Below are 25,251 nucleotides of genomic sequence, written 5' to 3'. Positions count from 1 at the left end.
AGTAAATCCTTCTACTTTGATGAAATTAAAAAGTTGTCGCTGTGTTTATCTTCAACGCTTGCGCCACTTGGCTCATTGATATCGGAGCGATCTTTCAGGTTCACTCCTGACAGTTGTAATTTTCGAGCCTCCTTGAGCAAGTAAAATGCGCGTTCACAGGCATTGTCGTAGTTGAGCCCCTGAGGGCGCACATTGGAAATGCAGTTTCTTTGGGAATCTTTAGAGCCTCGTTTAGCCCCCCAAGTGAGATACATACCCATGCTATCCGGAGAAGTTAGACCTGGCCTCTCTCCAATTAAAACCAGCACGGCCTTAGCGTTAAAACATTCACCAACATCATCCCCTACCGCTACTCTTCCTTGCTTTACGATTGTGATAGGTGCGAATTTCCATTGATGTTCATCATCAGCGCTTAAAAGAGAAATCAATCGAGTAACAACAGGCACTGCATGGTTTTGAATTGCGACGGAAGAAAGTCCATCAGCAATAACAATCGCAAGATCAATGTCAGTGTTATGCTCATTTGCTATCGAGTTGAGCGTTTGCCAAGAAGATTCATCGAGCTGCCTTCCTAAATCGGGCCTTTGCAGGTACATAAGCCGATCACTCACTTGGCTGCTCACTACCACTGGAGGCTCTATGGTATTTTCAAGAATCGAGTAAGAGTCCGACAAACCAGCAACGAGAGACTCAATATTCAAACTGCAATGCACTGCATCCATAGCTTGGGCATGATCCAGCTGAAATGAGAGTAACTCGTTGGTTGGTACACTGTTCCCGCTACGACCCAGAGCGATCCGAGCAGAGGTGAAGTCGCGTAACTTGCCCCAAGGGTTGTGTGTGACAACTTCAGACTCATCTTGTGGGGACTGAGCAATGGTGATTACTTTACCCATGAGAATACCCCTTATTCAGTTGGTTAATTGCTCCCGAAAACGAGCGAGAGATTTGCTCACTTAACCGAACGTCTTGCACGCTCTCGAAAATTTGCATCTCCATTAACCATTTTTCAAACTCTGGAGCTGGCTTCAGACCGAGTACTTTTCTTGCGTAAAGGGCATCGTGAAATGAGGTAGTTTGATAGTTGAGCATGATGTCATCAGACCCTGGAATACCCATGATGAAAGAGCACTCGGCCACACCTAACAGTGTCAGCAAATTATCCATGTCATTCTGATCGGCATAGGCATGATTGGTGTAACAGATGTCGCAACCCATAGGTAAACCAAGCAGCTTCCCACAGAAATGATCTTCAAGCCCAGCACGAATGATCTGTTTGCCATCAAACAGGTACTCTGGGCCAATGAACCCAACGACTGTATTAACCAACAAAGGATCGAACTGTTTCGCGACAGCATAAGCACGAGCTTCGCAAGTCTGTTGATCGACCCCATGAAATGCATTCGCAGACAGCGCGGTACCTTGTCCGGTTTCAAAATACATCACATTGTTTCCTACGCTACCTCGATTCAAAGACAATGCCGCTTCATGGGCCTCTTTCAAAATCGATAAGTCTATTCCGAAGGTATCATTCGTTCCTTGCGTGCCACCTATCGACTGAAAAACGAGATCGACTGGTGCACCCATTTCAATGGCTTCGATCGTGTTCGTGACATGAGTTAACACACAAGACTGAGTCGGTATTTGATAGTGTTGAATCACCTCATCCATTAAGTTCATTAACTTAATAGCTTGAGGCACATTATCTGTTGCCGGATTGATACCGATAACCGCATCGCCATTTCCGTACATCAGACCATCAAAAATGGTCGCTGCGATACCGTTGAGAGAATCAGTGGGATGATTCGGCTGTAAGCGAGTAGACAAGCGACTCGGCAAACCAACCGTATTCCGAAAAGCCGTGACAACTTGGCATTTTTTAGCAACGAGAATCAAATCCTGGTTGCGCATAATCTTACTGACTGCGGCCACCATTTCTGGTGTTAAACCTTGACGAATTTTAGCCAACGTTTCACCATCGGCTTCTTCACTCAGCAGCCAATTTCGAAAATCCCCGACCGTCAAGTGCTCAATCGGTTTAAAGGCTTCAAGGTCATGCGTATCGATAATTAGGCGAGTGATATCGTCGCTTTCGTATGGAATAACCGCCTCGTTAAGAAACGTTTTAAGTGGTAACTCAGACAGCGCCATTTGTGCGACTACACGTTCTGCCGCTGACTGAGCACAAACCCCAGCTAACGCATCGCCTGATCGCTCCGGTGTCGCTTTCGCCATCAAGTCAGCTAATGACTTAAAGCTATAGACTTTACTTCCTTGTTGCCGACGATAAGTTGCCGTCATTGCTCTTCCTCTTCACTATTTGGTTCGCTTTTTGCTGAACTATCAATAAGCTTTAAGAAAGTATTGCCAAATGTGTTCCGTAGCGTTATCAAAAACTGGCAACATTTATAAAACACTAATAAACAATGAGTTACATAAAAACTGCTCCAACATGACTCACAAAAAAGGAATGAGCATCACAAGGATGAGTGACCAAACACCCCAAACCGCACCAATGCTGTGCATCCATCACACAAAGGATGCAAACCAACAAGCTGCAAGCCTAATAAACTGGCAACAGGAATACGATCAACTCAGCGATGGCCGATTTTTAGGTCAAATTCGAGAACGACGATTTCCCAATTTCCATGTATTTCGTGAAGACAGTAACCGCTCACTAAGACAGCAATGCAGGGTTGAAGAGGGAGGAATTTGGTTGGGCTTGAGTGCGGAAAATAAGCCGCTACACCTAAATCACAGTCAGTTTAATGCAAGCCAGCTTTTGCTTAGACAAGGCGGTGCAGATTTTGAGTTAATGACACCTGAACAGTTTTCTATCTATGGGATAGTACTCGACAGAAAACTGGTTCAAATCATAGAAAAACAGCTCAAGTTAGACGGTATCGGCTGCAACACACCGCACTTAGCGGGACCAACAGAAAAGCACATTCAACAACTTAAATTCTACTTGGGTACTTTGCTCGGTCCCACTGAGTCGCGATGGTCTGACAGCACACATCAGGTGGTTTTAAAAGACATCGTACTCGAACTGTTCTCAATCAGTTCACCAAGCGCAAGCCACCCGATATCAATCTCTCATCGTCAGCATGTGATGCGCCGCATAAAGCAACAGCTACACGACTTAGATTACAGAACTCCGATCACCGTCAGTGAACTGTGTGACGCTGTGCACGTCAGTCGCCGAACACTGCAGTACACTTTTGAACATTGCTGTAATACTTCGCCAAAGCAATTCATACACCGAATGCGACTGAATCAAGTACGTAGAGTGCTACAAAGCCCTGAAGATAATCGAACAATTGCAGAAATCGCTTTTGACTTTGGTTTTTTTCATCTCGGGCAGTTCAGTCAAAGCTACAAGCGGCTATTTGGTGAGACGCCAACTGAAACGAGAAAATGGGAGTCCAGCAAATAAAATGACAGGCAGTATATTCTTTCAGCTCCTGTGTTGGGGCCATGTTATGCAGTCGCAATGATTTGCTGAAACTTAGCATGAAGCTCTTCAAGTGCCGCTTCAACATCCGGTTCTCCACGGCTCAAGTGCGAGATTAACGTCATAAAATAGCAATCAAAAATCAGCGGTATTTTTCCCTCAAGGACGGAGCTTCCGTTTACAGATTGAAACAAAGCTTGGTTAAACGACTGATAATAATCCAAATCCCAAATCACTTCTTTCAACAATGCTCGGCTCAGCTCAACGTTCGCAAAATAGTAGCGATAGTATTTCTCCGTCAGCGCCAAACCAATGTCGATATCGGTTTTACCTTCCACACTGACTAGCGTTTCTTGGCTGATCTGTTGCAGTTGCGTCAGCATCCCTTCGCGCAAAATCGACAGTTTGGTCGGGAAGTGGCTGAACACCGTACCGTCAGCGACTCCTGCTTCTCTCGCAATCTGCCTTGTGGTCGTCATGTCATAGCCATTCTGAGCAAAAGATGCCCACGCGGCTTTTAGGACTTTGTCTCTGGTTTGTTGTCGCTTCGTCATTGATGTATCTGCTTAATGAGCCTGAAAGGATCATACCTTGAGCGGCTGACATTGACAAATTGAGCGCGCTCAATTATAAAAATGAGCACGCTCAATTTCATATAAAAACAAAAGGAATCGCTCATGTACGTATTAAACAAACTAGGCCAAGGATTGATTTTCTTGCCGACCATATTCTGCTTTTCTTATATTTTAAGACCAATATTGATGGTGATTCTCATCCCAGGTGGGCTCGCACTTTTGACGTTAATCGGTGGGGCAGAAGTCAGAGCAGAACTCAAAGCCATGCTGCTTGAGGAGCTTTTTGGGGTCAGTCCATCGCACACCACCTCGAAAAAAGCGTGAGTGCGCTAAAAACGTTGGCAAGGTTAAGCAAAAAACAAAACGCGCAGGTATCTAGATATCAATACCTGCGCGATATAGATGTTCTGAAAAGAGGACTGGCGTTAGTCAGTATTCATGTTCTGACCGATTCGCCATAAAACGCCACTAGGGTCAAACAAACAACATTCGCGCATGCCCCAAGGTTGCTCGACCAGCTCAGTCAAACGCGAGCCAAATTCCTCATGGCCCACTTTGGATAAGTGCTGATGCCAGCTTTCTGCGTCTTCTACGAGCAAGTGCATCATGAAGTTGTTGCCGTGTTCTGGCTCATAAAAATTCTGTAAAAGAAACGCGCAACTACCTTGAGAGAAGTACGCCACATCACCGAAGTCTGACGCCATATCAAAGCCTATCGCCTCATAAAAACGTTTTGAGAGCGCGTAATCTTTCGCTGGAACAAATGATTTGATTTCAACAATATTGAGGTTGTCCATTTCCAATTTCCTAAGCCTTTTTCCATAAAACTGACTGACGTAATCTCGCTCTACGCCTTCTATTTGCCTTGCGTAATCTGCTGTGATGACAGTGGCACACACTCTGCCATTTGCGTTTGTAACCACGTGATAAATTTATGTTCGAGTTCTGTACGCTTTTTATCTTGACTCAATAAAACGTAATTGCAACCTGATGGAGAAAACCCGAATGGTGCGACCAAATTACCACGCTTAATATCGTCCATGACAAAAGGATACGATCCCATCGCCACGCCTAAGCCATCCACCGCGGCTTGTATGCAAAAATAAAAATGCGCAAATGATTGCTGCCAATCCGCCCAAGCATGTGAGGCGGGTTTGGTCATTTTCGGCGCGATGCTGGGCTTAAAGACTTAATGCGCTTGCGGTCAGAGTTTGAACACAAAAATGCGGCTACTGGAGCCGCATTACAATCCACAAACCTTCGGTCTGATAAGTGAAACGTTTATTGAGTGATAACGGTTAGCGTATCCCAATCAATCGTGAAGCGAATTTGCGCCTCAGTGTAATGGCTCGTTGTGCCTTGATCGTACCAGTTACACGCATTGCGAGAGAAACCTTCTTCAACTTCTTTCATGCCCGCTCGTGCAATCATCTCCGTTTTTGGCTCTTCTCCGCGCTCAAATTCTGGTGTGAACACGTACTGAAATTTCGGTTTGAAACCGTAGATCAAACGCGGCAAGTTCTCTTCTGGTAATAGGTTCTCGTTTGAACAACCTGTGTAGTGGTAAACGCCCGCCCATTTACCGTAGTACTGGTAGTCGTTGGTGTAAATTTGGCTAAGAGAGGTGGTCCACTTAACGCCCATACCGCGTTCCATGGAAGCCTTTGGTTTGGCTGCGGTGACGTAATCCTTACTTGAGTAGCGAGACGTATAAGCCACACCCAGGTCGGTCGTCAACGAGCCAGAAAAACTTGGTGTCGAGCCCGGTGTTGCAGTCGCGGTTAAGCCGATAGACGGAGCAACCGTGGTTGTCGATACGGAAACATCATTGGCTTCGTTTTGCGGTGAGTAATCCTCACTAAATACCGGCGTGCCGCCAGCTTGATAGATACTGTAGTCGAACGCGACTGGGTAGTTTTGAGTAAAACGGTCCACAATCGCAGCATCGTAAGTGTGTTTTACACCCGGATTACCTGGTACATAACCATTCCCTAGAGTGATCACGCGAGCCGCTTTTTTGTCGTTCTTTGAATTATGGAATAACTCAACCAGTAACTTCATTTGCACACGGCTACCACGAAACGCATACGGGAAAAGCTCAGGCTCGCTTTGCATCACGACCTCATAGCTTTTTTTCACGTAACCTTCTAGCGCGATGTCATCAATCAAGACACTTTCTACAACCTTGTTATCAGAAGCAGCGGCAGTAGCGGAAATCCCTAACATTAAGGGAAGCAGTATTTTCTTATTCATTATTTTATCACCTTACTTGGGAACAGTCCCAATTTAAGCTAACACATTGAATAAGTAGCAACAATCAAACGAAAACGATTCACATTATCAATATTTTGACCTACACCCAGAAATGAAAAAAAAAACAGCCAACTTACGCTGGCTGTTTCGATGCAGTTAATGAATGACCCGTGCGTCCCCTTTAAATAACTGAGACAGATCGATAGTGAATATCGTCACTGTCGGACGTTTAGGCAGAGCATTTTCGATCGAAAACTCTGGCCCAGCTGGAACGAGGGGGAAGTGAATAGCCGTCGGCCACGTTGACGAAGCTTCATTACCGCTCGGCTCAGATATTGAGAAAGAAAACGCAGGCAAACGGGTCATAACACTTACCTCAAATGACTGATTCGCGGGCTCAAGCGAGCCCGCTTAGGTTTTGCAATGTTATTGTTGTTTTAACGCTGACTTAATCACTAACGATTGGTAACGTTAGATATCAAGTTCTTTGTCTTCAACGTGGTTGGTGATCATCGCTTCAGTCGTGATCATCAAGCCAGCAACAGACGCCGCGAATTGAAGCGCTGAACGTGTTACTTTCGCAGGGTCCAAGATACCCATTTCGATCATGCTGCCGTATTCACCTGTTGCAGCGTTGTAACCGTAATCGGCATCACCCGCTTTGACAGCATTCGCTACGACTGAAGCTTCGTCACCTGCGTTGGTTGCGATTTGACGAAGAGGCTCTTCCATCGCACGTAGCGCAACTCGGATACCCATGTTTTGGTCATCGTTGTCGCCTTTTAGATCCGCCAATTCTTTCGCGATCTTAGTTAGGGCAACACCACCACCAGCGACAATACCTTCTTCAACCGCTGCGCGAGTAGCGTGTAGCGCATCGTCCACGCGGTCTTTCTTCTCTTTCATCTCAACTTCAGTTGCAGCGCCGATCTTGATCACCGCTACGCCGCCAGAAAGCTTCGCAACACGTTGTTGAAGCTTGTCTTTGTCGTATTGAGAAGTGGTTGTTTCGATTTGTTTTTCAATCGAAGCCACACGATCAGCAATCGCGCTTGCTTCTGCTGCGCCACCCACAATAGTTGTTGTGTCTTTGGTGATGGTCACTTTCTTCGCGCTACCTAGTTGCTCTAGCGTTGCTTTTTCGAGTTCTAGACCGATTTCTTCAGAGATGACCGTACCTGCGGTTAGTACCGCAATGTCTTCCATCATCGCTTTACGGTTGTCACCAAAACCAGGTGCTTTCACCGCCGTCGCACGCACGATGCCGCGCATGTTGTTCACAACCAATGTCGCTAGCGCTTCACCTTCGATGTCTTCAGCAATAATCAATAGCGAGCGAGAAGATTTCGCCACTTCTTCTAGCACTGGCAATAGCTCGCGGATGCTGCTGACTTTTTTGTCCACCAATAGGATGTAAGGGTTGTCTAGCTCTACGCTGCCATTTTCTTGGTTAGTGATGAAGTATGGCGACAAGTAACCGCGGTCGAATTGCATACCTTCAACCACAGACAATTCGTTGTCTAGACCTTGGCCTTCTTCTACCGTAATCACGCCATTGCGACCCACTTTTTCCATCGCTTCTGCAATGATTTCACCGATCGCGCGATCGCTGTTTGCAGAAATGCTACCCACTTGGGTAATGGATTCTTTGTCGCTGCATGGCTTAGACATTTCACGTAGTTTCTCAACCGCCGCTTCAGTGGCTTTGTCGATACCACGTTTTAGGTCCATTGGGTTCATGCCAGAAGCTACCGCTTTAAGACCTTCGTTGATGAAAGATTGCGCCAGTACAGTAGCCGTCGTTGTACCGTCACCCGCTTCATCATTCGCTTTGGACGCCACTTGTTTCACCATTTGCGCGCCCATGTTTTCGAACTTGTCTTTCAGTTCGATTTCTTTCGCTACAGACACACCATCTTTGGTAATGGTTGGCGCGCCGTAAGATTTATCAAGCACAACGTTGCGGCCTTTAGGGCCTAGTGTCACTTTTACTGCGTCCGCCAGTAAGTTCACACCTTTCAGCATTTTTTGACGTGCGTCATTAGCAAATAATACGTCTTTTGCAGCCATAATTATCTCCTCAAAAAACTACTACAAAAATAATTACTCAACGATTGCTAACACATCAGATTCGGACAGAATCAAGTATTCTGCGCCGTCAATTTTCTCGGTTTTCACGCCGTAACCGTCATTGAAAATGATTTGGTCGCCCACTTTGACTTCCATCGCAGCGCGTTCGCCATTTTCAAGGCGTTTACCTAAACCAACAGCAATGACTTTCCCGCGGTTTGATTTTTTCACCGACTGAGAAGTTAAAACGATTCCCCCTTCAGATTTATTTTCCACCTCTTGTCTTTCAACAATTAGCTTGTCATTTAAAGGACGAATTTTCATTTTTAAGTGCCTCCTACTTGGAACCAAAAATAAAAGACAGAATAAACATCAAGATGGATTTGCGAGTCGACCGCTCGCTTTCGATGAGAATAATAAGGTCGAAAAATTGGAGTTCAAGAGGTGGATTTCATAAAAATTTTTTATTGAATTGAATAAAATCTTCTATCGAAAATTTTGACATTCACGACCACTTAAAACCTCTTTATGATGGAAAATGTGTTCAATCAAATCTAGAGTGGTTACATACTCTTAAAAAGGATAATCAAACAATGAAAAAGGTCGTATCTCTGTTTCTTGCAACATTGTGCGTTGGCTTGCTTTCTTTCAGCGTTGCGGCTTCTGAGCGTGCTGAGCAAGGGTGGCAACTGATTGAGAAAGGCGCAATGATTGTCGATGTACGCACGCCGCAAGAGTTCTCTGAGGGGCATGTAGACAATGCGGTCAATTTCCCTCTATCTGAGCTTGATAAACATTTCCAAGACGTCGATAAAGATCAAGCGATCGTATTGTACTGCCGCAGTGGTAACCGCTCTGGTAAAGCGTATCAATATTTGCAATCGCAAGGGTTCACGAATCTGCACAATGCAGGTGGCTTAGAAGAACTGCAAGACGCAAAATAATCATCTCTGTTCTAATTTCAAAAATAAAAGTGCAGAGGGCGTTGCAGACTTATTGCAACGCCCTCTGTTACTAAATAATTCTCTTCCGCTACTACTCTATTTGGGCCCGGCCTCAAACTGAATCAGGTTATCCGATATCTCAAGCCACGGCGCTTTGGACGCGACAAAAATATGGAAATTTGGCTTGTGGGATGGAGCATCATCCAAGACACCTAGGCGAATATTGACAATCCCATTGTTCTTTTTCGAATACAGGCTCGACCCGCAATGGCGACAAAAACATAGCATGGTATTTTCGCTTTTCTGATAAGTCTGAATATCCTCTTTTCCTTTAGTAATGAGCAACTTATCTAGAGCAATACCGCCCGCAGATGAATAGTCAGAGCCAGTAAATTTTCGACATTCCGAGCAATGGCAATTTCCCATGTACTTGAATTCATCTGCCACTTCCAATTTCACCTTACCACACAGACATGAGCCTTTGAGTACTTCCATTTGAGTCCCTTTTTGTTATGAATCTAATTGAATTAGACGAATACACCGACACCATGCCACTGCAATGCGGAAAATTAAAGGCAGGTAATACAGGTTTTCAAAAATGAAACGAAAATGTAAAACACTCTACTCAGAGGAAAGATAGGTGTGCTCAGCACGTGAGAGCCCAAGCTATTGTCGATACAAAAACACCAAGCAAGACGCTTGGTGTTTTCTTAATATTTTGTCTAACACAGTCATCACTCTTAATGAGAGACGCCGTGTTGAGAAAGTGTAGTGCTTAGAAAATGCAGTGCTTAGTAAAGCTGGTAGCTTCGTTTGCACTCCAGTCACCTTTTGGCTTATCTTTCAAGTTCTCACACCATTGCTCGCTGCCCACACCATCTTGAAGAACACAGTGCTTCGCAAAGTCTACTGCGTTGTCTGCTGTCCATTCTGTTTTTGGCTTATCGCGCATGTCGTTACACCAGCCTTCAGTGCCCACTTCATCACTACAAGCGGTTAAAGCAGAAGCCGCCAACATCAGCATGACTAGTTTTTTCATAAATTTAAGGTTCCAGTTGCAAACAATATTAAAATAAAACTCAATCGCTTCAACAAATGCCCATTCAACTGTCTGAACTAAGCAGTCACTTGTTGAAGTGACTTTTGTATCAACTATAACGAAATTATCAGTCTACGTGTTAAGACACCGAAAAATTATTGAGCCAAGCTGCGTAAATGACACCATAAACACCTATAGGCAGCGCGCTTGCGTTAATGCGCTGATCTTAGAAGACCCCGTGCCAAAACATGATAAACGTAACTCTAACGCCATTTGCTCAAAGTGCTCGACTACCGCTTGAGTGCTTATGGTAGCCGCTTTCAAGACTGCGCCCGCTTGCCCAACGAGATTGGCGCCCAAATGTATGGCTTTCGCCGCTTCAAGTCCGTTATGCACACCACCTGAGGCGATCAAAGGTAATGTAGGATGCTGTGCTCGTATTTGAGTCAAACATTTTGCCGTTGGGATGCCCCAATCGCGGAAAAGTTCGGCTGCACGCTGCATTTTCGGGTTATCTTGGCAATAGCCTTCAACCGCGCTCCAACTTGTGCCACCCGCGCCCGCTACGTCAATGGCATCCACACCGGCGTCAACCAATCGCTGCGCAACGTGACCACTTATACCAAAACCGACTTCTTTGATAATGATCGGAACATTCACGCGAGATTTAAGCTGCTCGATAGCGTGTAAGACCCCAATCCAATTATGGTCGCCATTTTTCTGAAACGCTTCCTGCATTGGGTTTACGTGTACAAACAACGCATCCGCTTGAATGGATTCAACCGCACGCTGCGCATTATCAAGTTTACCTTTGTCGCGCAATTGAGCGGCTCCAAGGTTGGAATAAAGCGGCACATCTTTGGCTAAATCACGAATGGTTTTGCCTAGACCTGCGTGTTGGCGCTCTTCTAAGCTAATACGCTGCGAACCCACGCCCATCGCAATGCCTAATTCACTGGCAGCTTCAGCCAAACGACAATTGATCACTTCTGCGTCTTTTGCTCCACCTGTCATTGAGCTAATCAAAAACGGCAGCGCCAATCGGTGGCCAAGAAACTCTGTCGACAGGTCGATCGCCTGAAAGTCACATTCTGGCAGCGCGCAGTGTTCAAACTCGACAGACTCAAAGCCCGCCGTTTTATGCTTCATGCTCATGTCATGATGTAAAACAGCGTCTAGATGTAAATCTTTTCGGTTAGTTTGCGGAGCCATAATGTCACCCTAAAGTAAAACAGTCGCGCAGTATTGCGATCCTTATCAGTAACGTCAATGCGAATTTTCTGAATTCACGAGATTACTTTTCCGAAACCAGTAATGAATCACGACTTACTCTGACATTATAGAAAGAGAAACTCGCCTTCTGTTTTAAACAAGCAGGCGAGTGTTTCTCCAAGTTGAAGTAATCAGCGTGCGAGACACCACGATAAAAATGAGCCGCATACTTCTCTAATTTACTTTGCGCTTTCTGACAGAATCAGAGACACAACGGTACTTGTGGTGGTTGGAGCAAACTGCTCAGGGTCATCACAGAATTGAATTTTTCCTTTTTCTTCAACGTGGAACAACGGCACTACCGAGTTCCCTTTGTGGTGCGCTAAGTAGTCTTGATACGTAAAGTTGTCGCTCAATTTCGTGTGTTTTATCTCTGCACCGCGGCTCAATAAACTGGCCAGCTGCGTATAGCTTACGTTACCGCCCATCAGCAATTTACCGTGGTACTCCTGAGCCACGGAGTGCTTCTCGCTACCATTGCCGTTGGTTTTCACTTTTTGCAAGCAGTGAACTTTATCTTCACCAAACTCGTCGACAAATTGCATGCAAGCCATAATGTTGAAATGCTGATCAGGCGTTAATGCAACGACTTGTCCCACCCCTATCAGGTTCAAATTGTCATCTGCGTGACTAGAAATCGGATTCCCGTAGTAGTAATCCAGCCCCAACATACGAACTTGACTGATGTACTCCCAGTTAGAATCGGTCATCAATATGCGGCGGTCATAGCGTGCCAACGCTTGACCAATTTCTCTGGCTACTCGGTTAGCACCAATCAACAAGAAGCCGCGTGGCGCTGGCTCCGCGACGCCCAACATCAATGCGACAGGACGTGCCGTTGCACTTTGTAAAACAACCGTTCCGATGATCACCATAAAGGTCATAGGAACCAGTAAAATCGCTTCATCAATACCGTATTCGGTCAATTTGATAGCGAAAAGAGACGAAATAGAGGCAGCGACAATACCGCGCGGTGCAACCCAAGACAGGAACAGTTTATCTTTAAGTCTCAAGTTACTGCGGATGGTTGAGAGGAAAATCGACAACGGACGCGACACCAACTGCATAAATACAAACAGCAATAACGCGCCACTACCCAGCGCAGCAAAATCATCCAAGCTGATGCGTGCAGCAAGGAAAATAAATAGGCCGGTGATCAGCAATATGGTCAAGTGCTCTTTAAAGTGCAGAATTTGTTGAATATTGATGCCCTTTGCGTTGGCAAGCCACATACCCATTACAGTAACCGTGAGTAATCCGGCTTCAGACTCGATATGGTTGGAGACGGAAAATACGCCAAGCACAATCATCAAAACCGCAAATGGCTGCAAGTATTCCGGTAGCCACGCACGGCGCATAATCGTTGCGACTGCTGCGCCAGAGGCCGCACCAAGAATGACGCCCACGGCAATGAGCGTCCCGAACACTTCGACGCTATTTATCGCGCTGTGCGATACGATGAACTCATAAACCATCACAACAAAAAGCGCACCGAGTGGATCAATCAAGATCCCCTCCCAACGCAAAATATTGGCAAGCGTACTGTTGGGTCTTACCGTCCGAAGAAGTGGCACGATCACCGTCGGACCTGTTACCACGGTTAAGCTGCCGAACAACATGGCGAGCTCCCAAGTAAAACCGAGGAAATAGTGCGTCGCAATACTGGTTGCTGCCCACGAAATGATGGCCCCGATGGAAACGATACTCCAGACTGAGCCACTCACACCGCGAATTTCTTTAAAGTTTAGGGTCAAGCTGCCTTCGAAAAGAATCACCGCAACCGCCAATGAAACCAACGGAAAGAGCAAATTCCCTAAAATCTCATCTGGATTTAACCACTGCATAAATGTCCCGACAATCAACCCAGCTAGCAGCAAAAATAAAATCGCTGGTAAGCGCAATCGCCATGCCAACCACTGACAACCTAAACCAATGACCCCAACCGCTGATAGAACCAGCGCTTCATTACCCACTTGCATTAATAATTTACCTGTTTTGTCTTTTTTCACGTGAATGCGCTATACCCAAATAACCTCGGGCGTGCGGTTCAATAAGCATGACTTAGCATGCAGACTAAACGGCTTACCTTCGACTCTTCGACAGCATGCCTCTGAAATGCACATTTTTGAGGTCACTTGGGTATCGCATCAGAATTATGAATATAGTTGAACCCCAATGACTTAACGACTCATTTCTGTTCATCAGGTCTTAAAGTGACACACAAATATGTCGCTTCGTCGAATTCATCATTACGCATTGAGTTTCATTATGTAGAATGATTCTTAAAGAAAGCGCGGAACCTAGCACTATATGAAGCTAAGGCAAAGCGCTTGGACTAAGCTTTAGCGTACGTGCTCAAAGTTAAGAATCGTGTGTCACGCGACGTACGCAAGGAGAAATGGATTGTACGTAATACTAGCACTATTCATGGCATTGCTCGCCATCCTCATCGGAGTGAAAGCCGCCAACCGAGCAGCACTTTTAGAAAAAGAGCTAACCAAACTTCGTGAAGAGGTAACATCACTGCGAGTCAGTCTAAATAAGGACTCGAACCAACCAACGCGTCAACAATCCAGCGTTGAAGAGGTAGCAAAAGAGGCAAATTCCTCATCCTCTAAGGAGCATGACCCGATTACCGACCGAGCATCTTATCCAAACACAACACATCAAGCTCAATACCAGGCAAGCGAAGTTCAACTGGACGTTTTTAGTCAAGAACAAGAGTCTATATTGCCAAGTAAAGTTCAGAGCCTGCTTAGCAACATTCAAGAAAACTGGTTGGTTTGGGTGGGCGCGCTGGCAATGCTAATTGGTGGGGGGTATCTCGTACAGGTTATTGGTAGTCACATTGAATTTTCGCCATTTATGCGTGTGTCCTTTGCGTTTGTACTCTCGTTACTTATGGTGCTTGTTGGCGAATGGTTCCACCGCAAAGAACAACAAAATCCTCAACGAGCAACACGAGCCCAAGGCTTTACTTATGTGCCTGCCGCCGTTACCGGAACCGGGCTAACTGGCATTTACTGCACGGTTATCTTTGCGTTTGTTGTTTATCAAATGCTGACGCCTAGTGTCTCGCTTATCATCTTAGCCGCTGCCGCATTTTGCAGCTTGGCTCTATCTTTACAGCAAGGGCCGTTGATGGCGGTGCTTGGTCTGATTGGTGGATACACCGCACCGTTATGGATTGGTGGAAGCGAGCCTAATTACTTCTTACTGGCTGGGTATATCAGCGCGATCTCGGTCGCGGCAACATTGCTAATGCAAAAAGTACGTAGTGCATGGATTTCTCCAAGCATCGCGCTTCCACATGTTGTTTGGATGCTGTTGCTCATTGAAAGCATGCCGCTTGAGACGCTTTTTTCTTGGCTGGCTATTTATCTCTCCATTACGCTCTATCTTATTTTCGCCGTTCCAAGACTGGGTTGGACACTCAATCCTCGTTCTCATCACTGCCAGAATAAGTGGACAAATCCGCCGACCGCTACCTCTCTCGCGATTGCGTTATTGACCTTTTCGGCTGTCACTAGAATGCCAGAATTGGACACACTGCACATGGTGTACTGTTATGCGCTACTCGTTGCGACAGTATGGCTCCCAGCGGTTCGCACAGGTTGGTCATTGCGCGTATTTTTGCCTTCCATATTGGTCTCTGCGACCGCACTTGTTGTCCTCACTGTCGCGTTTGACGCTTTGTATATGCCAGAACATGGTGCCAGTATCTTACTCGCATTGGCCACCAGTATTGCACTGATCTGCTGTCGAACTTATTGCCAGTCACTCAGTGACCGATCGCAACTCAGTGGCGCACTTCTGTTAGTACTGGCTCCAGCAATGAGTTTGATTACGCTGTTTTATGTCGACGAATTTATGCAAGGCTACCTGTGGCACTGGACTGCATTCTGCGCATTGGTGACCGTTTATTACGTTGTACTTGGTCAGCGCTTACATTCGCTAGCATTGGAATGTTCTGCCGTCATGCACGCTTTAATCGTAGGCGTCGCCTTTGTTTGGTTAAGCGATACCTGGTTGACGACAGCAATCTCGATACAAGTTGCGGTAATGGCGCTACAGACGCAATCAGGGTTATTTCGCCCCGCAAGTTGGGCGATTAAAGTGGCGATGGGGATACTGGTCATCCGCCTCACACTTTTACCCTTCATCCCTGAATGGCAACCCGTAGAAGCAGGACATTGGGCTTGGGTTATTGTGAGTTACCTACCGTCTCTCATCATCCTGCTCTATGCTCGAGCCACGCTAAAGCAAGTGGACCTCGAACTGACCAACTGGTTTGAAGGCGCATTTTTGCATGTATTCTTAATGGCGCTATTCACCCAAACCAACTACTGGTTAACTGGGCAGTACGGCTATTTGGGACACCTTGATTTCACAAGCGCCATCGTTTTTGCTAACCAAGCGTTGGTTATGGGTTTGGTGTACAGCTACCGTAGCCAATTTGCACAACGCTTAAGCCGCATCTATGAAGCCTACAGCTACCTGCTTTGGTGTGCCTTCGCATTGCTGATAATTTTGCTTAATACGGCAGAGTCGCCATTGGTGACTGACAACGTCTCAGCCCAAGCTCTTCCCGTCATTAATATGCTAAGCGTCGGCTGGTTGCTGCCAGCTTGCATCCTACTTATCGCAACCTTTAGAGGCTGGAATACGTTACAGGTTCATCGATTTGCGGTTGCTAGTCTAGGCTTTGCACTTGCTGCTATTTGGTTAGGTATGTCTATCCGTCAATTCTGGCAAACCACATCCATGATGTTGTACCAACCGACCAGCATGGCAGAACTGTTCAGTTATTCAGTAGCAGGTTTGCTCGTGGGTGGATTGCTTACTTGGCGCGGTGTGACACACAGAGGGTTGATGATGCAGCGCGTGGGTCTAGTGGTTTTAGCTTTTGTCGCACTCAAAGTATTCTTATGGGATGTTAGTTCTCTGGATGGGGTCTGGAGAGCAATCAGCTTCTTAGGTTTAGGAGCATCTTTAATCGCGCTTGGGTGGTTATTCCAGAAATTGAATCGCTCGGTGGCAAAAGCACTCGAACCATAAACGAATTAAAGAGAGATTCCCGACAATGCACCGTTCTCGTTATTGGGGGGCGATAGCGATGCAAAGCCGGGAATCATTGGAGTGTTCGTTATTTTAGCAACGCAACAACCGTATGACGACGCACGTTTGCTTGTGCATTCAACGCTTGAAAAGTCGAGGTAAACTCACCAGACTTCTGCACAAAACCATCCAGTTTTGCATTCACATCATCCACAGAAAGCTGCGCGGTTTTATTTTGAATTGAGCGCATTTGAGTATTCAACTCTCCATGAAATGCTTTCGCTTCCTGCAAGCTCGTTTGCACTTGTCTTAGGTGCTGGTTCACTTTGGCAATCGTCTGTTTCATACCATCGCGTGACGCCAAATCAAACCCAAGTTCTGCAATACCATCTGGCTCTGACTTTAGATTTAGAACGTTCGGCTGGCCCGCAGGAAAACGGTGCCCTTCGCCCGTGACCATCACTTTCTGCTGCATTTGCTGATAAGCGTTGTCTCTGGCTTCAAATAAAATGCTGCCATCGTCAGCTAATGAGGCACGCATCCCTAAAGCAATCAAGCTTCGGTCAAGCATTTTGACAGTTCGAGCACCATCGGCTTGTCCATCGAACTGAATCATTACCGCTTGACCCTGAGGGAAATCCAAACGAATTTGCTCAGCCTTGTCACTTAAGCGATGCACGTTCAAGCCAGGAATAGAAAAGCGACGAATGTCTGCTTTATCTAGCTTTAAATGCAGTTCGTTGTTGAGCACTTTCTGGCCGTCGAAACGAGCATGCTCCACAACGTTCTGAATGGTGGCTTTAGAACGAACCAATGTATCCTGCAAGCCAGGTACATTTTGCACGCCTTGATTCACCGCTTGCGTCAAACCACGTTTAATTTGAGTCAGCTCTTTGCCAATCACCTGCAACGATTTCGATGCGATCTGCACTGCCGTCGCTTGCTGCTGACCTTGGGTCAGTTGAATCCCAGAGACAGAGTAGGCTGACGCAGTGTCAGCCTGAACTTGCGCCGGGCGCGGTTTAATTGCAGTACTTGAGTCTGCAGAACGGGTCGGCATGATAGAGGCTTGTTCTTGCCCACCCAAGCGTATGCTATGGGGTCTAACCTCTACTGTACTCATTACCATAAAAGAACTTCCTAACCTTATAGACGGTCAAACAACGATAGATCATTGATCTTTACATAGCTCGCTTGCGTTGCTTGCAAAGCCGCCATGTAATTGCTCAAGCGTACCGATGCTTCACCGTAATCCAGAGCTGAGAGGTCACCTGATACTTTATCGACGAACAGTTTATTCTCACCATGAGCACCGCCAACCAAATCTAGGTTATTGTGTCGACCACCAATCTCCGTCATCGTGCCAAGTACGCTTGCCAACGTATCATCAATGGCACTCAGGCTTGCGTCCACTTCAGCTTGGAAATTCGGACTCGGGTTCTCAAATTCTGTAATTAGATTATTCATTTGATCCAGTACGTTTTTGCCGCCACCAAGGTCCAAAATGTCCTTTGCCGTCATGTTGGAATCCATCGTTACACCTTTCGCAATCGTCACGACACGTTTATCGCTGTTGCCCTCGATGACATAACTACCGCTTGTACTGTTTATAGCAGGGGTGTCAGTTTTGGTGCCTGAAAATAGGTAGTGCCCTTCTTCATCCTGAGCATTGAAAGACGACTCAATTGAATCACGATAGCTCTTTAGCTCCGTGATCATACCGGTACGGTCTTGATCAGTCAGTGAGCCATTCGCGCCCCATAATGCAATATCACGCATGCTCATTAGGCTCTCTTTCACTGAGTCTAAATGTGTTTCTTGACTCGAAAGCGTGGTTTTGACGTTTGCGATATTGTTTTGATATTGGGCGATGGCGCTGTTTTCACGATCCAAATTAAGCAGCTTAATCGATGCCATTGGATCGTCCGATAGTTTGGTTAGACGCTCACCTGTCGTCATTTGTTGTAGCACGTGCCCCAGACCTGCATTGTTACCTTGCAGGCTTTGCAGCATCATTTGGCTAAATTGATTGTCACTGATTCGCATCTGGGTTTCCTTTAGAATAACTGCAATACAGAATCGAACAGCTGATTCGCTGTGCTGATCACTTTCATGTTGGCATTGTGTGCATTAGCAAACGTCATTAAGTTAGCCGCTTCTTCATCACTGTTAACGGCACTCACATTGTCACGAGCCGCATGTGCTTGCTTGTTCATGGCTAACTTAGCTTGGTAATCGGCGTCTGCTTGGCGTGCTTTAATCGCGGTTTGACCCACCATAGAACTGAATGCGTCATTCAAACTCACTGAGCCATAGCCAGTCACAGAAACAGGCTTGTTGCTTAAATTAATCAACGACTGCAATACATCCGCATTACCTGGCGTACCATCACTTGAAAACGCAAGCTCACCTGGAGTCAACTCAGTGATATCCAAACTTGCCGCTGGGTTGGCAGGGTCGTAGCTGAACAATGGTTTACCTGGGTTACCATTTAAATCTTGTCCAGTAGCGAGCACAGCGTTGTATTCATCCGCTAATGCTTTCGCCATGTCATTCAAAGCCAATTGGTTTGGTTTTAATACATCGGTTTGATAATCGTTAATCGCACCTAATTTGCCACCAAGAGAGTCACCAATCGCAAAACTTTGGCTTGAGAATGTTACGTGTAAGTCTGCTACGTAAGGGTCACTAGGATCTGGAACGGCTGCGAGTTTGCCATGGTCCGTGCCCATCACAAGTGGCTGACCAGAGGTCAACGTTACCTGAACACTGCCGTCAGGCTGTTCTGTTGTTCTGATTTCGATGGTTTGAGATAACTCGCCGATCAATTTATCTCGTTCATCCATAAGTTGCGATGGGTTGCCACCTGTTCCTTGCATTTCAACCAGTTGCTTGTTTACCTTCGCGATGTTTTCCATGAGGCTATTCGCGTGGTTGAGTGCCGCATTACGCTGATCGCTCATATCTTTATGTTGATTGTGCAAAGACTCGGTCAGCGTATTAAAGCGGCGTGCCAACGCTTCAGATTCGTTGATGATTTGTTGACGGTAAGGGATCGACTCAGGCTTAACCGTGGCATCGTTAAGCGCAGCGTTTAGAGAGTCCAAACCAGCAGAAATACTGAAGCCATCGGCCCCTAGCGTATTTTCCAATTGGCTCATGTTGCTGGTGTAACCAGAAGCGTACGCCGCCATACTGTTAGTTGACCACGTTTGCTTAATCAGAAATTGGTCTGTAACACGGCGAATGCTGGTGACCTCTACCCCTAAACCAGGGCTTAAGCGGTTAGCTTTTCCGTCATCGACTGATGCCATCAACGCTTGTTGACGACTGTAGCCCACAGTATTCACGTTCGCCACGTTTTGTGCCGTTACGTCTAAGGCCACGCGGTTCGCGCCTAAACCTGAAAGGGCAATATTAACTAGGTTCATTTACAGCTCCATTTTCCTGATCAACGGCTGAGAAAACGCGGTAGTCATACCGGCCTCACCGAGCACCTGTTTTACAGAGGCGACGGCTTGAGAGGCGGTATTAAATAAGCTTGAGTTCCCCTCAATCTCGTTAGCATCAAGCTGTGAGATAGATTCAGAATTCGCACCTTTACCATCGTTTGCAGATGAGATGTTACGCGCAGCGTCAAAGGCGACTTCGCGCATAGAGGGGCTAAGTTGCTGGATGAGCATATTGGCAATGCCAGAGCTCTGCTTTTTTGCCAGTTCCATTGCCAGTTGCCCATCGTACATATCGCGGAAAACACCTTGCTGCTGGCTTGCAAACGGGCTGTCTTTATCCGCTAGAACATCGCTGCTGCTGCGCATTTGACGCAGCACCATTTGTAAAAACATCGCCTCAAATTGACCCGCCACTACTTCAAGCGCGCCTTCCTGATCTCGACTCTGCTTGATGTTGGCAAGTGCGCTGTTGTCGTGATACAGCATCGAATTCAGTTGAGTTTGTTCATTGGTACTGTCTAGTTTCATCCTTAACTCCTTAAATCACGACCAATTCAGCGTTCAATGCACCCGCTTCGCTCAGTGCTTGCAGGATAGACATTAAGTCAGTAGGTGTAGCACCTAAGCTGTTTACCGCAGTCACAATAGTGTTGAGCTCCGTGCCTGGAGGCCAAATCACCATTTGAGCTAAATCTTCGTTCACATCAAGATCCGTTTGGTTAACGACTTTCGTATCGCCATTTGCAAACGCATTTGGCTGACTGACTTGTTGTGATTCAGAAATTCGCACGGTTAAGTTGCCGTGGCTCACTGCCGCCTCACTCACTTTGACACTCTTACCGATCACGACCGTTCCCGTGCGAGAGTTAAAGACAATTCGAGCCGGCTTGCGGCCTTCCACGACGCTCATTTCTTCAAGCATCGACATCATCACTACGCGCTGTTGGGTATCTTTTGGTGCACGCATATCAATGCGCGCTTTATTGATCGCAACAGCAACGTTAGGCCCAAAAGTATTGTTAATTTCACGCGCGATATTTTTTGCCGTCGTGAAGCTTGGTTTACGCAGGTTTAAGGTGACTTCATCACGCTGGTTGAAATCAGTTTTGATTTCTCTCTCTAACGTCGCACCATTCGGGACGCGACCTGCCGTTGGCGTATTAACTTCGACTTTGGAGCCGCTTCGCCCTTCTGCAGACAAACCGCCCACCACGACGTTTCCTTGTGCAATGGCATACACTTCACCATCAATACCGCGTAAAGGCGTCAACAATAGCGTACCGCCACGGAGGCTTTTCGCGTCACCAATTGAAGACACGACCACGTCCAAAGTTTGTCCGGGGCCCGCCATTGGATCAACGGTTGCTGTCACGCTCACAGAAGCCACATTTCGTAGCTTAGGGTTCATACTGTCATCAATTTGAACCCCAAACTGACGGAGCATGTTGGTGATAGATTGAGAAGTAAATTTCACTTGGTTTCGGTCACCCTGGCCAGCTAAGCCAACCACCAAACCATAACCAACCAATTGGTTTTCTCGAATGCCGCGTACATCGACCAAGTCCATGATCGGAATTTCCACTTCAGCATGTGAAGTGGTTGGTAATCCCAAGGTCAACACCAATAGGAAAGACGTAAAGAAAGATTGCATTGTCTTCATTAGAAAGGTACCCATGGGCTGTTGAAGAATTGAGTTAGCCATCCGGCTGCGTTGCTGTCAGCCAGAGCTCCGCGACCTGCGTAGGTAATTCGTGCATCAGCAATTCGTTGAGAAGAAACTTGGTTGCTGCGATTAATATCATCCACACGAACAATGCCAGTGAGACGAATAAACTCATCTCCCTGGTTAAGGCGAAGCCATTTTTCGCCACTGATACGCAATACACCATTAGGTAACACCTCGTGTACCGTTACGGTTATAGCACCTTGCAGCTTGTTACCCTGTGAGCTTGAAGCGCTGCCATCAAAGTTGCGGCTGCCATCGACACTAACCCCTAACTCATCGAACGTTTTCGTTCCTATGGTCGGCGCCGCGAAGTTAACCGCTGAGCTTTTGCCAAACTTCGTACCCGCTTTTTTGCTCGATGAGGTTTCTTCTGATAGTTGAACCGTTAACACATCGCCAACTCGGTAAGCACGACGATCCTGAAACAGGGTCATCGTGTATTGGTGACGATAAAGGCTACCAGACTGGGTTTCCGGCAACGTGTAATCGAGCGTTGGTGGTGCGTATTCCTCGGCATTTGGCTCAGGCGGAATAAATTCCTGACGGCCGGCACATCCCACCAGCAACACGGCGGCTACTGCCCAACTCTTAGAAAGCCATTTCATTGCTTTTTCCTTCATCATCACCAATTTCATACTTACATTGATTGCGAAACAAACTTCAGCATGTCATCTGCAGCAGAGACCACTTTCGCATTCATCTCATACGCACGTTGAGTCGTGATCATGTCGACCATCTCTTCCACTACTTGTACGTTTGAACCTTCCAATGCACCTTGCTTGATGAGGCCTGCGCCATCTTCACCAGCAATCAGTTCATCTGCCGGGCCGCTGGCTTCCGTTTCACGGAACAAGTTACCACCCACGGCCTCTAAGCCTGCTGGGTTAATGAATTTTGCGAGTGTGATTTGACCAAGCTGCTGTGGCGTTGGATCGTCCGCCGTCGTTGTTGTTACCGTGCCATCAACACCAACAGAGAATGAAGAGGCATTATCTGGGATCTGAATTTGTGGCTCTAACGGCAAGCCTTGGCTGTTAACCATCAAGCCTTCAGAGTTGACATGGAACTGACCATTACGTGTGTACATGATCTGTCCATCCGAGTTTTCGATTTGAAAGAAACCCTGTCCCATAACGGCAAGGTCCAACTCTTGTGTTGTATTTTGAGTGTTACCTTGCGTAAACACTTTTTGCGTGCCAACTACGCGAACACCGCTACCTAGCTGAATACCACTTGGCAACTCGTTAACTTGGTCTACTTGAGCACCAGGTTGACGCTGAATGCTGTAGAAAAGGTCTTCGAATACAACTCGGTCACGCTTAAAGCCAACTGTATTTACGTTCGCTAGGTTGTTAGAAATGGCAGTCATCTTCGTGTCCTGCGCTGCCATGCCTGTTTTACTTACCCATAATGCTGAATGCATTTTTTATTACTCCTTGCGGGGCGAGACTTATCTCGCCGCCATTAATTTATTACCAGCTTGTGCCAACGTCTCGGCCGTTTTCATCATGCGAACTTGCATCTCGAAGTTACGCGTTAACGACATCACGCTAATCAACTCATCAATGGCAGATACGTTACTGCCCTCGATGTGCTCAGGAGAAAGTTGCACGGTTTCATCGGCAGCGAATGGCACGCCATCTACACTGTGCAGTAGGCTGTCACTCTCTTTTTGAAGTTGGTTCATTTCTGGTTTAACCAACTTCAACGTTCCCGCGACGATTTCTGCGCCACCACCTGGCGGAATCACGGATACTTGACCACGCTCGCTGATTTCAATCTTTTGATAATCAGGCACAACCAAAGGCCCATTTTCACCAAGAACAGGAAAACCGTTGATGGTCATGGCTCCAAAAGTGTCGACTTGGATATTGCCCGCTCGCGTGTACGCTTCGTTACCCGCAGGGGTTTCAACAGCAAGATAACCCTCACCCATGATGGCGACATCCAACGGGCGTCCCGTTTTCATAATGTCGCCAGAATCAAAGCGCGTTGAGGCAGAGTTGGTCACAACCATAGTGCGACCATCAAAACCTGGGCCTTGCATTTCTACACTGCGCACGCGCTCCATATCCGCTCGAAAGCCAGCAGTATCAGCGTTTGATAAGTTGTTTGAACGCACGTGCTGAGCCTTAAGAACTCGACTCGCACCTGACGTTGCAGTAAATAACAAGCTATCCATGCAAAACTCCCATTACACCGCGTTAAACAAAGCTTGAGTTAGCTTGTCGCTGGTAGAGATGGTTTTCGCGTTTGCTTGGTAGTTACGCTGTGCGGTCATAAGCGCCACAAGCTCACTGGTTAGGTCAACGTTAGAACCTTCTAGCGCACCTGGGGTTAAATCACCCAACGTACCTGAACCAGGGACACCCATGATTGGCGCACCAGAGCTAAAGCTTTGAGTCCACGCCGTACCACTCACTTTTGCTAAACCTTGTGTGTTGGCGAAGTCTGCAAGTACAACTTGACCTTGCAGCTGTGATTGGCCGTTAGTGTAGGTCGCGTAAACCATGCCATTACCTTCAACGCGTACACCTGCAAGCTCACCGGATGTGTAACCGTTCGGGCTGTTAGTACTTACGCCGAATTTAGCACCAAACTGCGTGCTGCCTTTCAAGTTAATGTCGACACTCATCGCGTTTGCGCCTGCCGCAGGGAATGAAACATTAAACGGAGCCGTCGGTGAAGAAAGCGAACCGTCTTTGTCAAACGTTACTGGTACCGTTGTCACTGGTGTTGCGCCACCATCCACTTGAACATTCACTTCCCAAGAGTTAGAAGCGGTCTTAGTGAAGTACTGGGTTACCGTGTGCGAGTTACCCAGCGAGTCATAGACTTTTGTGGTGTAAGACGAATTGAATGAGTTTGGATCGTCCGGATTAAACGGCGTTACCGTTTTATCAATGGCAGACGCACTTGCATCAAAGTTTGCAACAAAATCAAGACCGTCTGTCGCTTTTGCATTCAGTGATGACGTAGATACTTGGATATTGCCCACAGAGCCTGTCATCAGGTTGTTGTTGCTATCCACACTGTAACCTTGCAGTTTTGCGCCACTGTTAGCGGTAACAAAGTTATCTTTATCTGTCGCGAATACACCTGAACGCGTGTATAGCGTTTGACCCATGTTGTCTTTAGTGACAAAGAAGCCACCACCGTTGATCGCCAAGTCCATCGCACGGCCAGTTCCTGAGATACTGCCGTCTTTGTCGAAGTTCTGTGAAATTGACGCGACTTCTACACCACCAGGTTGCATGCCGTTGTATACTGCGGAGAATTCTGTGCGGCCACCTTTAAAACCATACGTTGATGCGTTGGCAATGTTGTGACTGATTGTGTTTAGCTCTGTGTTGGTCGCGTCCAGACCACTTAGTGCGATGTTAAAACTCATAAAAAGACCTCTGATTT

At 46.7% G+C, this 25,251-nt stretch carries 25 protein-coding genes and 1 pseudogene; 4 read left to right on the top strand and 22 right to left on the bottom strand.

Features of this window, described 5'->3' with window-relative positions:
* Positions 1-11: 11 nt before the first annotated feature.
* Together eutC and L3V27_RS00745 are read right to left on the bottom strand one after the other, a co-directional pair.
* Complete coding sequence (gene eutC / locus L3V27_RS00750; RefSeq protein WP_237310727.1) at positions 12-896, bottom strand: ethanolamine ammonia-lyase subunit EutC; 885 nt, start codon at positions 894-896, stop codon at positions 12-14.
* Positions 889-2,301 (bottom strand): ethanolamine ammonia-lyase subunit EutB, encoded by a 1,413-nt coding sequence (locus L3V27_RS00745; RefSeq protein ID WP_237310725.1) that lies wholly within the window; start codon positions 2,299-2,301, stop codon positions 889-891. Before L3V27_RS00745 ends, eutC begins: the two co-directional genes overlap by 8 nt.
* A 184-nt stretch (positions 2,302-2,485) precedes the next feature.
* On the opposite strand from L3V27_RS00745, the gene L3V27_RS00740 reads away from it, so the two are divergent.
* Positions 2,486-3,436 carry a helix-turn-helix domain-containing protein gene (locus L3V27_RS00740; protein ID WP_237310723.1) on the top strand — a complete coding sequence of 317 codons (951 nt, stop codon included), beginning with the start codon at positions 2,486-2,488 and terminating at the stop codon, positions 3,434-3,436.
* A 44-nt stretch (positions 3,437-3,480) separates the two neighbouring features.
* Here L3V27_RS00740 and L3V27_RS00735 read toward each other — a convergent pair whose 3' ends face one another.
* A complete protein-coding gene (locus tag L3V27_RS00735; protein WP_237310722.1) occupies positions 3,481-4,008 on the bottom strand; it encodes a TetR/AcrR family transcriptional regulator in 528 nt (175 codons plus the stop codon).
* A gap of 123 nt (positions 4,009-4,131) precedes the next feature.
* Between L3V27_RS00735 and L3V27_RS00730 the strand changes: the two genes are divergently transcribed.
* Positions 4,132-4,353 carry a hypothetical protein gene (locus tag L3V27_RS00730; protein ID WP_005395272.1) on the top strand — a complete coding sequence of 74 codons (222 nt, stop codon included), beginning with the start codon at positions 4,132-4,134 and terminating at the stop codon, positions 4,351-4,353.
* 101 nt (positions 4,354-4,454) lie between these two features.
* Here the strand turns inward: L3V27_RS00730 and L3V27_RS00725 are convergent, their stop codons facing one another.
* The 6 genes and pseudogenes from L3V27_RS00725 to L3V27_RS00700 all read right to left on the bottom strand — a co-directional run bounded on the left by L3V27_RS00725 (position 4,455) and on the right by L3V27_RS00700 (position 8,676).
* Positions 4,455-4,826: a VOC family protein gene (locus L3V27_RS00725; protein WP_139060793.1), complete on the bottom strand. Its 372-nt coding sequence runs from the start codon at positions 4,824-4,826 to the stop codon at positions 4,455-4,457.
* A gap of 59 nt (positions 4,827-4,885) precedes the next feature.
* Positions 4,886-5,155 (bottom strand): annotated as a pseudogene (locus tag L3V27_RS00720) (LysR family transcriptional regulator); the annotation flags it as partial.
* Positions 5,156-5,310: 155 nt separating this feature from the next.
* The gene (locus L3V27_RS00715; RefSeq protein ID WP_225460856.1) at positions 5,311-6,282 is read right to left on the bottom strand and encodes a leukocidin/hemolysin toxin family protein; all 972 of its coding nucleotides are present in this window, start codon (positions 6,280-6,282) and stop codon (positions 5,311-5,313) included.
* Positions 6,283-6,438: 156 nt separating this feature from the next.
* Complete coding sequence (locus L3V27_RS00710) at positions 6,439-6,648, bottom strand: hypothetical protein (RefSeq protein ID WP_005395278.1); 210 nt, start codon at positions 6,646-6,648, stop codon at positions 6,439-6,441.
* Positions 6,649-6,753: 105 nt separating this feature from the next.
* Positions 6,754-8,352, bottom strand: coding sequence for a chaperonin GroEL (gene groL, locus L3V27_RS00705; RefSeq protein WP_237310721.1), 1,599 nt, complete (start codon positions 8,350-8,352; stop codon positions 6,754-6,756).
* 33 nt (positions 8,353-8,385) lie between these two features.
* On the bottom strand, positions 8,386-8,676 hold the full coding sequence (locus tag L3V27_RS00700) for a co-chaperone GroES (RefSeq protein WP_005373989.1): 291 nt from the start codon (positions 8,674-8,676) through the stop codon (positions 8,386-8,388).
* A 269-nt stretch (positions 8,677-8,945) separates the two neighbouring features.
* Between L3V27_RS00700 and L3V27_RS00695 the strand changes: the two genes are divergently transcribed.
* Complete coding sequence (locus L3V27_RS00695) at positions 8,946-9,296, top strand: rhodanese-like domain-containing protein (protein ID WP_046873837.1); 351 nt, start codon at positions 8,946-8,948, stop codon at positions 9,294-9,296.
* Between the two features lie 96 nt (positions 9,297-9,392).
* Here L3V27_RS00695 and L3V27_RS00690 read toward each other — a convergent pair whose 3' ends face one another.
* From L3V27_RS00690 to L3V27_RS00675, 4 genes are all read right to left on the bottom strand, one after another.
* Positions 9,393-9,791 (bottom strand): GFA family protein, encoded by a 399-nt coding sequence (locus L3V27_RS00690; protein WP_237310720.1) that lies wholly within the window; start codon positions 9,789-9,791, stop codon positions 9,393-9,395.
* Between the two features lie 280 nt (positions 9,792-10,071).
* Complete coding sequence (locus L3V27_RS00685; RefSeq protein ID WP_005395285.1) at positions 10,072-10,335, bottom strand: DUF3012 domain-containing protein; 264 nt, start codon at positions 10,333-10,335, stop codon at positions 10,072-10,074.
* Between the two features lie 192 nt (positions 10,336-10,527).
* Positions 10,528-11,547, bottom strand: a complete 1,020-nt coding sequence (gene fni, locus L3V27_RS00680; protein ID WP_006741316.1) for a type 2 isopentenyl-diphosphate Delta-isomerase — start codon at positions 11,545-11,547, stop codon at positions 10,528-10,530.
* Positions 11,548-11,786: 239 nt separating this feature from the next.
* Positions 11,787-13,586: a sodium:proton antiporter gene (locus tag L3V27_RS00675; RefSeq protein ID WP_237311541.1), complete on the bottom strand. Its 1,800-nt coding sequence runs from the start codon at positions 13,584-13,586 to the stop codon at positions 11,787-11,789.
* A 424-nt stretch (positions 13,587-14,010) separates the two neighbouring features.
* On the opposite strand from L3V27_RS00675, the gene L3V27_RS00670 reads away from it, so the two are divergent.
* Positions 14,011-16,665 (top strand): DUF2339 domain-containing protein, encoded by a 2,655-nt coding sequence (locus L3V27_RS00670; RefSeq protein WP_237310719.1) that lies wholly within the window; start codon positions 14,011-14,013, stop codon positions 16,663-16,665.
* An 88-nt stretch (positions 16,666-16,753) separates the two neighbouring features.
* Here L3V27_RS00670 and L3V27_RS00665 read toward each other — a convergent pair whose 3' ends face one another.
* The 9 genes from L3V27_RS00665 to flgE are packed head-to-tail and all read right to left on the bottom strand — an operon-like array spanning position 16,754 to position 25,234.
* The gene (locus L3V27_RS00665) at positions 16,754-17,794 is read right to left on the bottom strand and encodes a hypothetical protein (RefSeq protein ID WP_012842382.1); all 1,041 of its coding nucleotides are present in this window, start codon (positions 17,792-17,794) and stop codon (positions 16,754-16,756) included.
* A 17-nt stretch (positions 17,795-17,811) separates the two neighbouring features.
* Positions 17,812-18,711, bottom strand: a complete 900-nt coding sequence (gene flgL, locus L3V27_RS00660; protein ID WP_237310718.1) for a flagellar hook-associated protein FlgL — start codon at positions 18,709-18,711, stop codon at positions 17,812-17,814.
* A gap of 11 nt (positions 18,712-18,722) precedes the next feature.
* On the bottom strand, positions 18,723-20,096 hold the full coding sequence (gene flgK / locus L3V27_RS00655; protein WP_005395291.1) for a flagellar hook-associated protein FlgK: 1,374 nt from the start codon (positions 20,094-20,096) through the stop codon (positions 18,723-18,725).
* Positions 20,097-20,645, bottom strand: a complete 549-nt coding sequence (locus L3V27_RS00650) for a rod-binding protein (RefSeq protein WP_005395292.1) — start codon at positions 20,643-20,645, stop codon at positions 20,097-20,099.
* Positions 20,646-20,655: 10 nt separating this feature from the next.
* Complete coding sequence (locus L3V27_RS00645; protein ID WP_031780462.1) at positions 20,656-21,777, bottom strand: flagellar basal body P-ring protein FlgI; 1,122 nt, start codon at positions 21,775-21,777, stop codon at positions 20,656-20,658.
* Positions 21,777-22,448, bottom strand: a complete 672-nt coding sequence (gene flgH / locus L3V27_RS00640) for a flagellar basal body L-ring protein FlgH (protein WP_005395295.1) — start codon at positions 22,446-22,448, stop codon at positions 21,777-21,779. The genes L3V27_RS00645 and flgH overlap by 1 nt, the downstream gene beginning before the upstream one ends.
* Before the next feature lie 32 nt (positions 22,449-22,480).
* Positions 22,481-23,266 carry a flagellar basal-body rod protein FlgG gene (flgG, locus tag L3V27_RS00635; RefSeq protein ID WP_005395297.1) on the bottom strand — a complete coding sequence of 262 codons (786 nt, stop codon included), beginning with the start codon at positions 23,264-23,266 and terminating at the stop codon, positions 22,481-22,483.
* Between the two features lie 27 nt (positions 23,267-23,293).
* Complete coding sequence (gene flgF / locus L3V27_RS00630) at positions 23,294-24,025, bottom strand: flagellar basal-body rod protein FlgF (protein ID WP_006741308.1); 732 nt, start codon at positions 24,023-24,025, stop codon at positions 23,294-23,296.
* Positions 24,026-24,037: 12 nt separating this feature from the next.
* The gene (flgE, locus tag L3V27_RS00625) at positions 24,038-25,234 is read right to left on the bottom strand and encodes a flagellar hook protein FlgE (RefSeq protein WP_046873843.1); all 1,197 of its coding nucleotides are present in this window, start codon (positions 25,232-25,234) and stop codon (positions 24,038-24,040) included.
* Positions 25,235-25,251 lie beyond the last annotated feature (17 nt).

The sequence above is a fragment of the Vibrio sp. J2-3(2022) genome, from assembly GCF_021725735.1.
Taxonomy (GTDB): Bacteria; Pseudomonadota; Gammaproteobacteria; order Enterobacterales; family Vibrionaceae; genus Vibrio; species Vibrio diabolicus.
Note: the sequence above shows the minus strand (reverse complement) of the source record. Positions and strands in the feature narration are given on the sequence as shown.

What these genes read in the sequence shown, in the direction of transcription:
- L3V27_RS00685 (WP_005395285.1), bottom strand. Translation starts at nt 10,335, where the DNA reads ATGAAAAAACTAGTCATGCTGATGTTGGCGGCTTCTGCTTTAACCGCT.
- L3V27_RS00710 (WP_005395278.1), bottom strand. Translation starts at nt 6,648, where the DNA reads ATGACCCGTTTGCCTGCGTTTTCTTTCTCAATATCTGAGCCGAGCGGT.
- L3V27_RS00650 (WP_005395292.1), bottom strand. Translation starts at nt 20,645, where the DNA reads ATGAAACTAGACAGTACCAATGAACAAACTCAACTGAATTCGATGCTG.
- L3V27_RS00645 (WP_031780462.1), bottom strand. Translation starts at nt 21,777, where the DNA reads ATGAAGACAATGCAATCTTTCTTTACGTCTTTCCTATTGGTGTTGACC.
- L3V27_RS00665 (WP_012842382.1), bottom strand. Translation starts at nt 17,794, where the DNA reads ATGGTAATGAGTACAGTAGAGGTTAGACCCCATAGCATACGCTTGGGT.
- L3V27_RS00675 (WP_237311541.1), bottom strand. Translation starts at nt 13,586, where the DNA reads ATGCAAGTGGGTAATGAAGCGCTGGTTCTATCAGCGGTTGGGGTCATT.
- L3V27_RS00700 (WP_005373989.1), bottom strand. Translation starts at nt 8,676, where the DNA reads ATGAAAATTCGTCCTTTAAATGACAAGCTAATTGTTGAAAGACAAGAG.
- L3V27_RS00740 (WP_237310723.1), top strand. Translation starts at nt 2,486, where the DNA reads ATGAGTGACCAAACACCCCAAACCGCACCAATGCTGTGCATCCATCAC.
- L3V27_RS00715 (WP_225460856.1), bottom strand. Translation starts at nt 6,282, where the DNA reads ATGAATAAGAAAATACTGCTTCCCTTAATGTTAGGGATTTCCGCTACT.
- L3V27_RS00735 (WP_237310722.1), bottom strand. Translation starts at nt 4,008, where the DNA reads ATGACGAAGCGACAACAAACCAGAGACAAAGTCCTAAAAGCCGCGTGG.
- groL (WP_237310721.1), bottom strand. Translation starts at nt 8,352, where the DNA reads ATGGCTGCAAAAGACGTATTATTTGCTAATGACGCACGTCAAAAAATG.
- flgF (WP_006741308.1), bottom strand. Translation starts at nt 24,025, where the DNA reads ATGGATAGCTTGTTATTTACTGCAACGTCAGGTGCGAGTCGAGTTCTT.
- L3V27_RS00725 (WP_139060793.1), bottom strand. Translation starts at nt 4,826, where the DNA reads ATGGACAACCTCAATATTGTTGAAATCAAATCATTTGTTCCAGCGAAA.
- L3V27_RS00745 (WP_237310725.1), bottom strand. Translation starts at nt 2,301, where the DNA reads ATGACGGCAACTTATCGTCGGCAACAAGGAAGTAAAGTCTATAGCTTT.
- flgL (WP_237310718.1), bottom strand. Translation starts at nt 18,711, where the DNA reads ATGCGAATCAGTGACAATCAATTTAGCCAAATGATGCTGCAAAGCCTG.
- L3V27_RS00695 (WP_046873837.1), top strand. Translation starts at nt 8,946, where the DNA reads ATGAAAAAGGTCGTATCTCTGTTTCTTGCAACATTGTGCGTTGGCTTG.
- fni (WP_006741316.1), bottom strand. Translation starts at nt 11,547, where the DNA reads ATGGCTCCGCAAACTAACCGAAAAGATTTACATCTAGACGCTGTTTTA.
- L3V27_RS00690 (WP_237310720.1), bottom strand. Translation starts at nt 9,791, where the DNA reads ATGGAAGTACTCAAAGGCTCATGTCTGTGTGGTAAGGTGAAATTGGAA.
- L3V27_RS00730 (WP_005395272.1), top strand. Translation starts at nt 4,132, where the DNA reads ATGTACGTATTAAACAAACTAGGCCAAGGATTGATTTTCTTGCCGACC.
- flgG (WP_005395297.1), bottom strand. Translation starts at nt 23,266, where the DNA reads ATGCATTCAGCATTATGGGTAAGTAAAACAGGCATGGCAGCGCAGGAC.
- flgK (WP_005395291.1), bottom strand. Translation starts at nt 20,096, where the DNA reads ATGAACCTAGTTAATATTGCCCTTTCAGGTTTAGGCGCGAACCGCGTG.
- flgE (WP_046873843.1), bottom strand. Translation starts at nt 25,234, where the DNA reads ATGAGTTTTAACATCGCACTAAGTGGTCTGGACGCGACCAACACAGAG.
- eutC (WP_237310727.1), bottom strand. Translation starts at nt 896, where the DNA reads ATGGGTAAAGTAATCACCATTGCTCAGTCCCCACAAGATGAGTCTGAA.
- flgH (WP_005395295.1), bottom strand. Translation starts at nt 22,448, where the DNA reads ATGAAATGGCTTTCTAAGAGTTGGGCAGTAGCCGCCGTGTTGCTGGTG.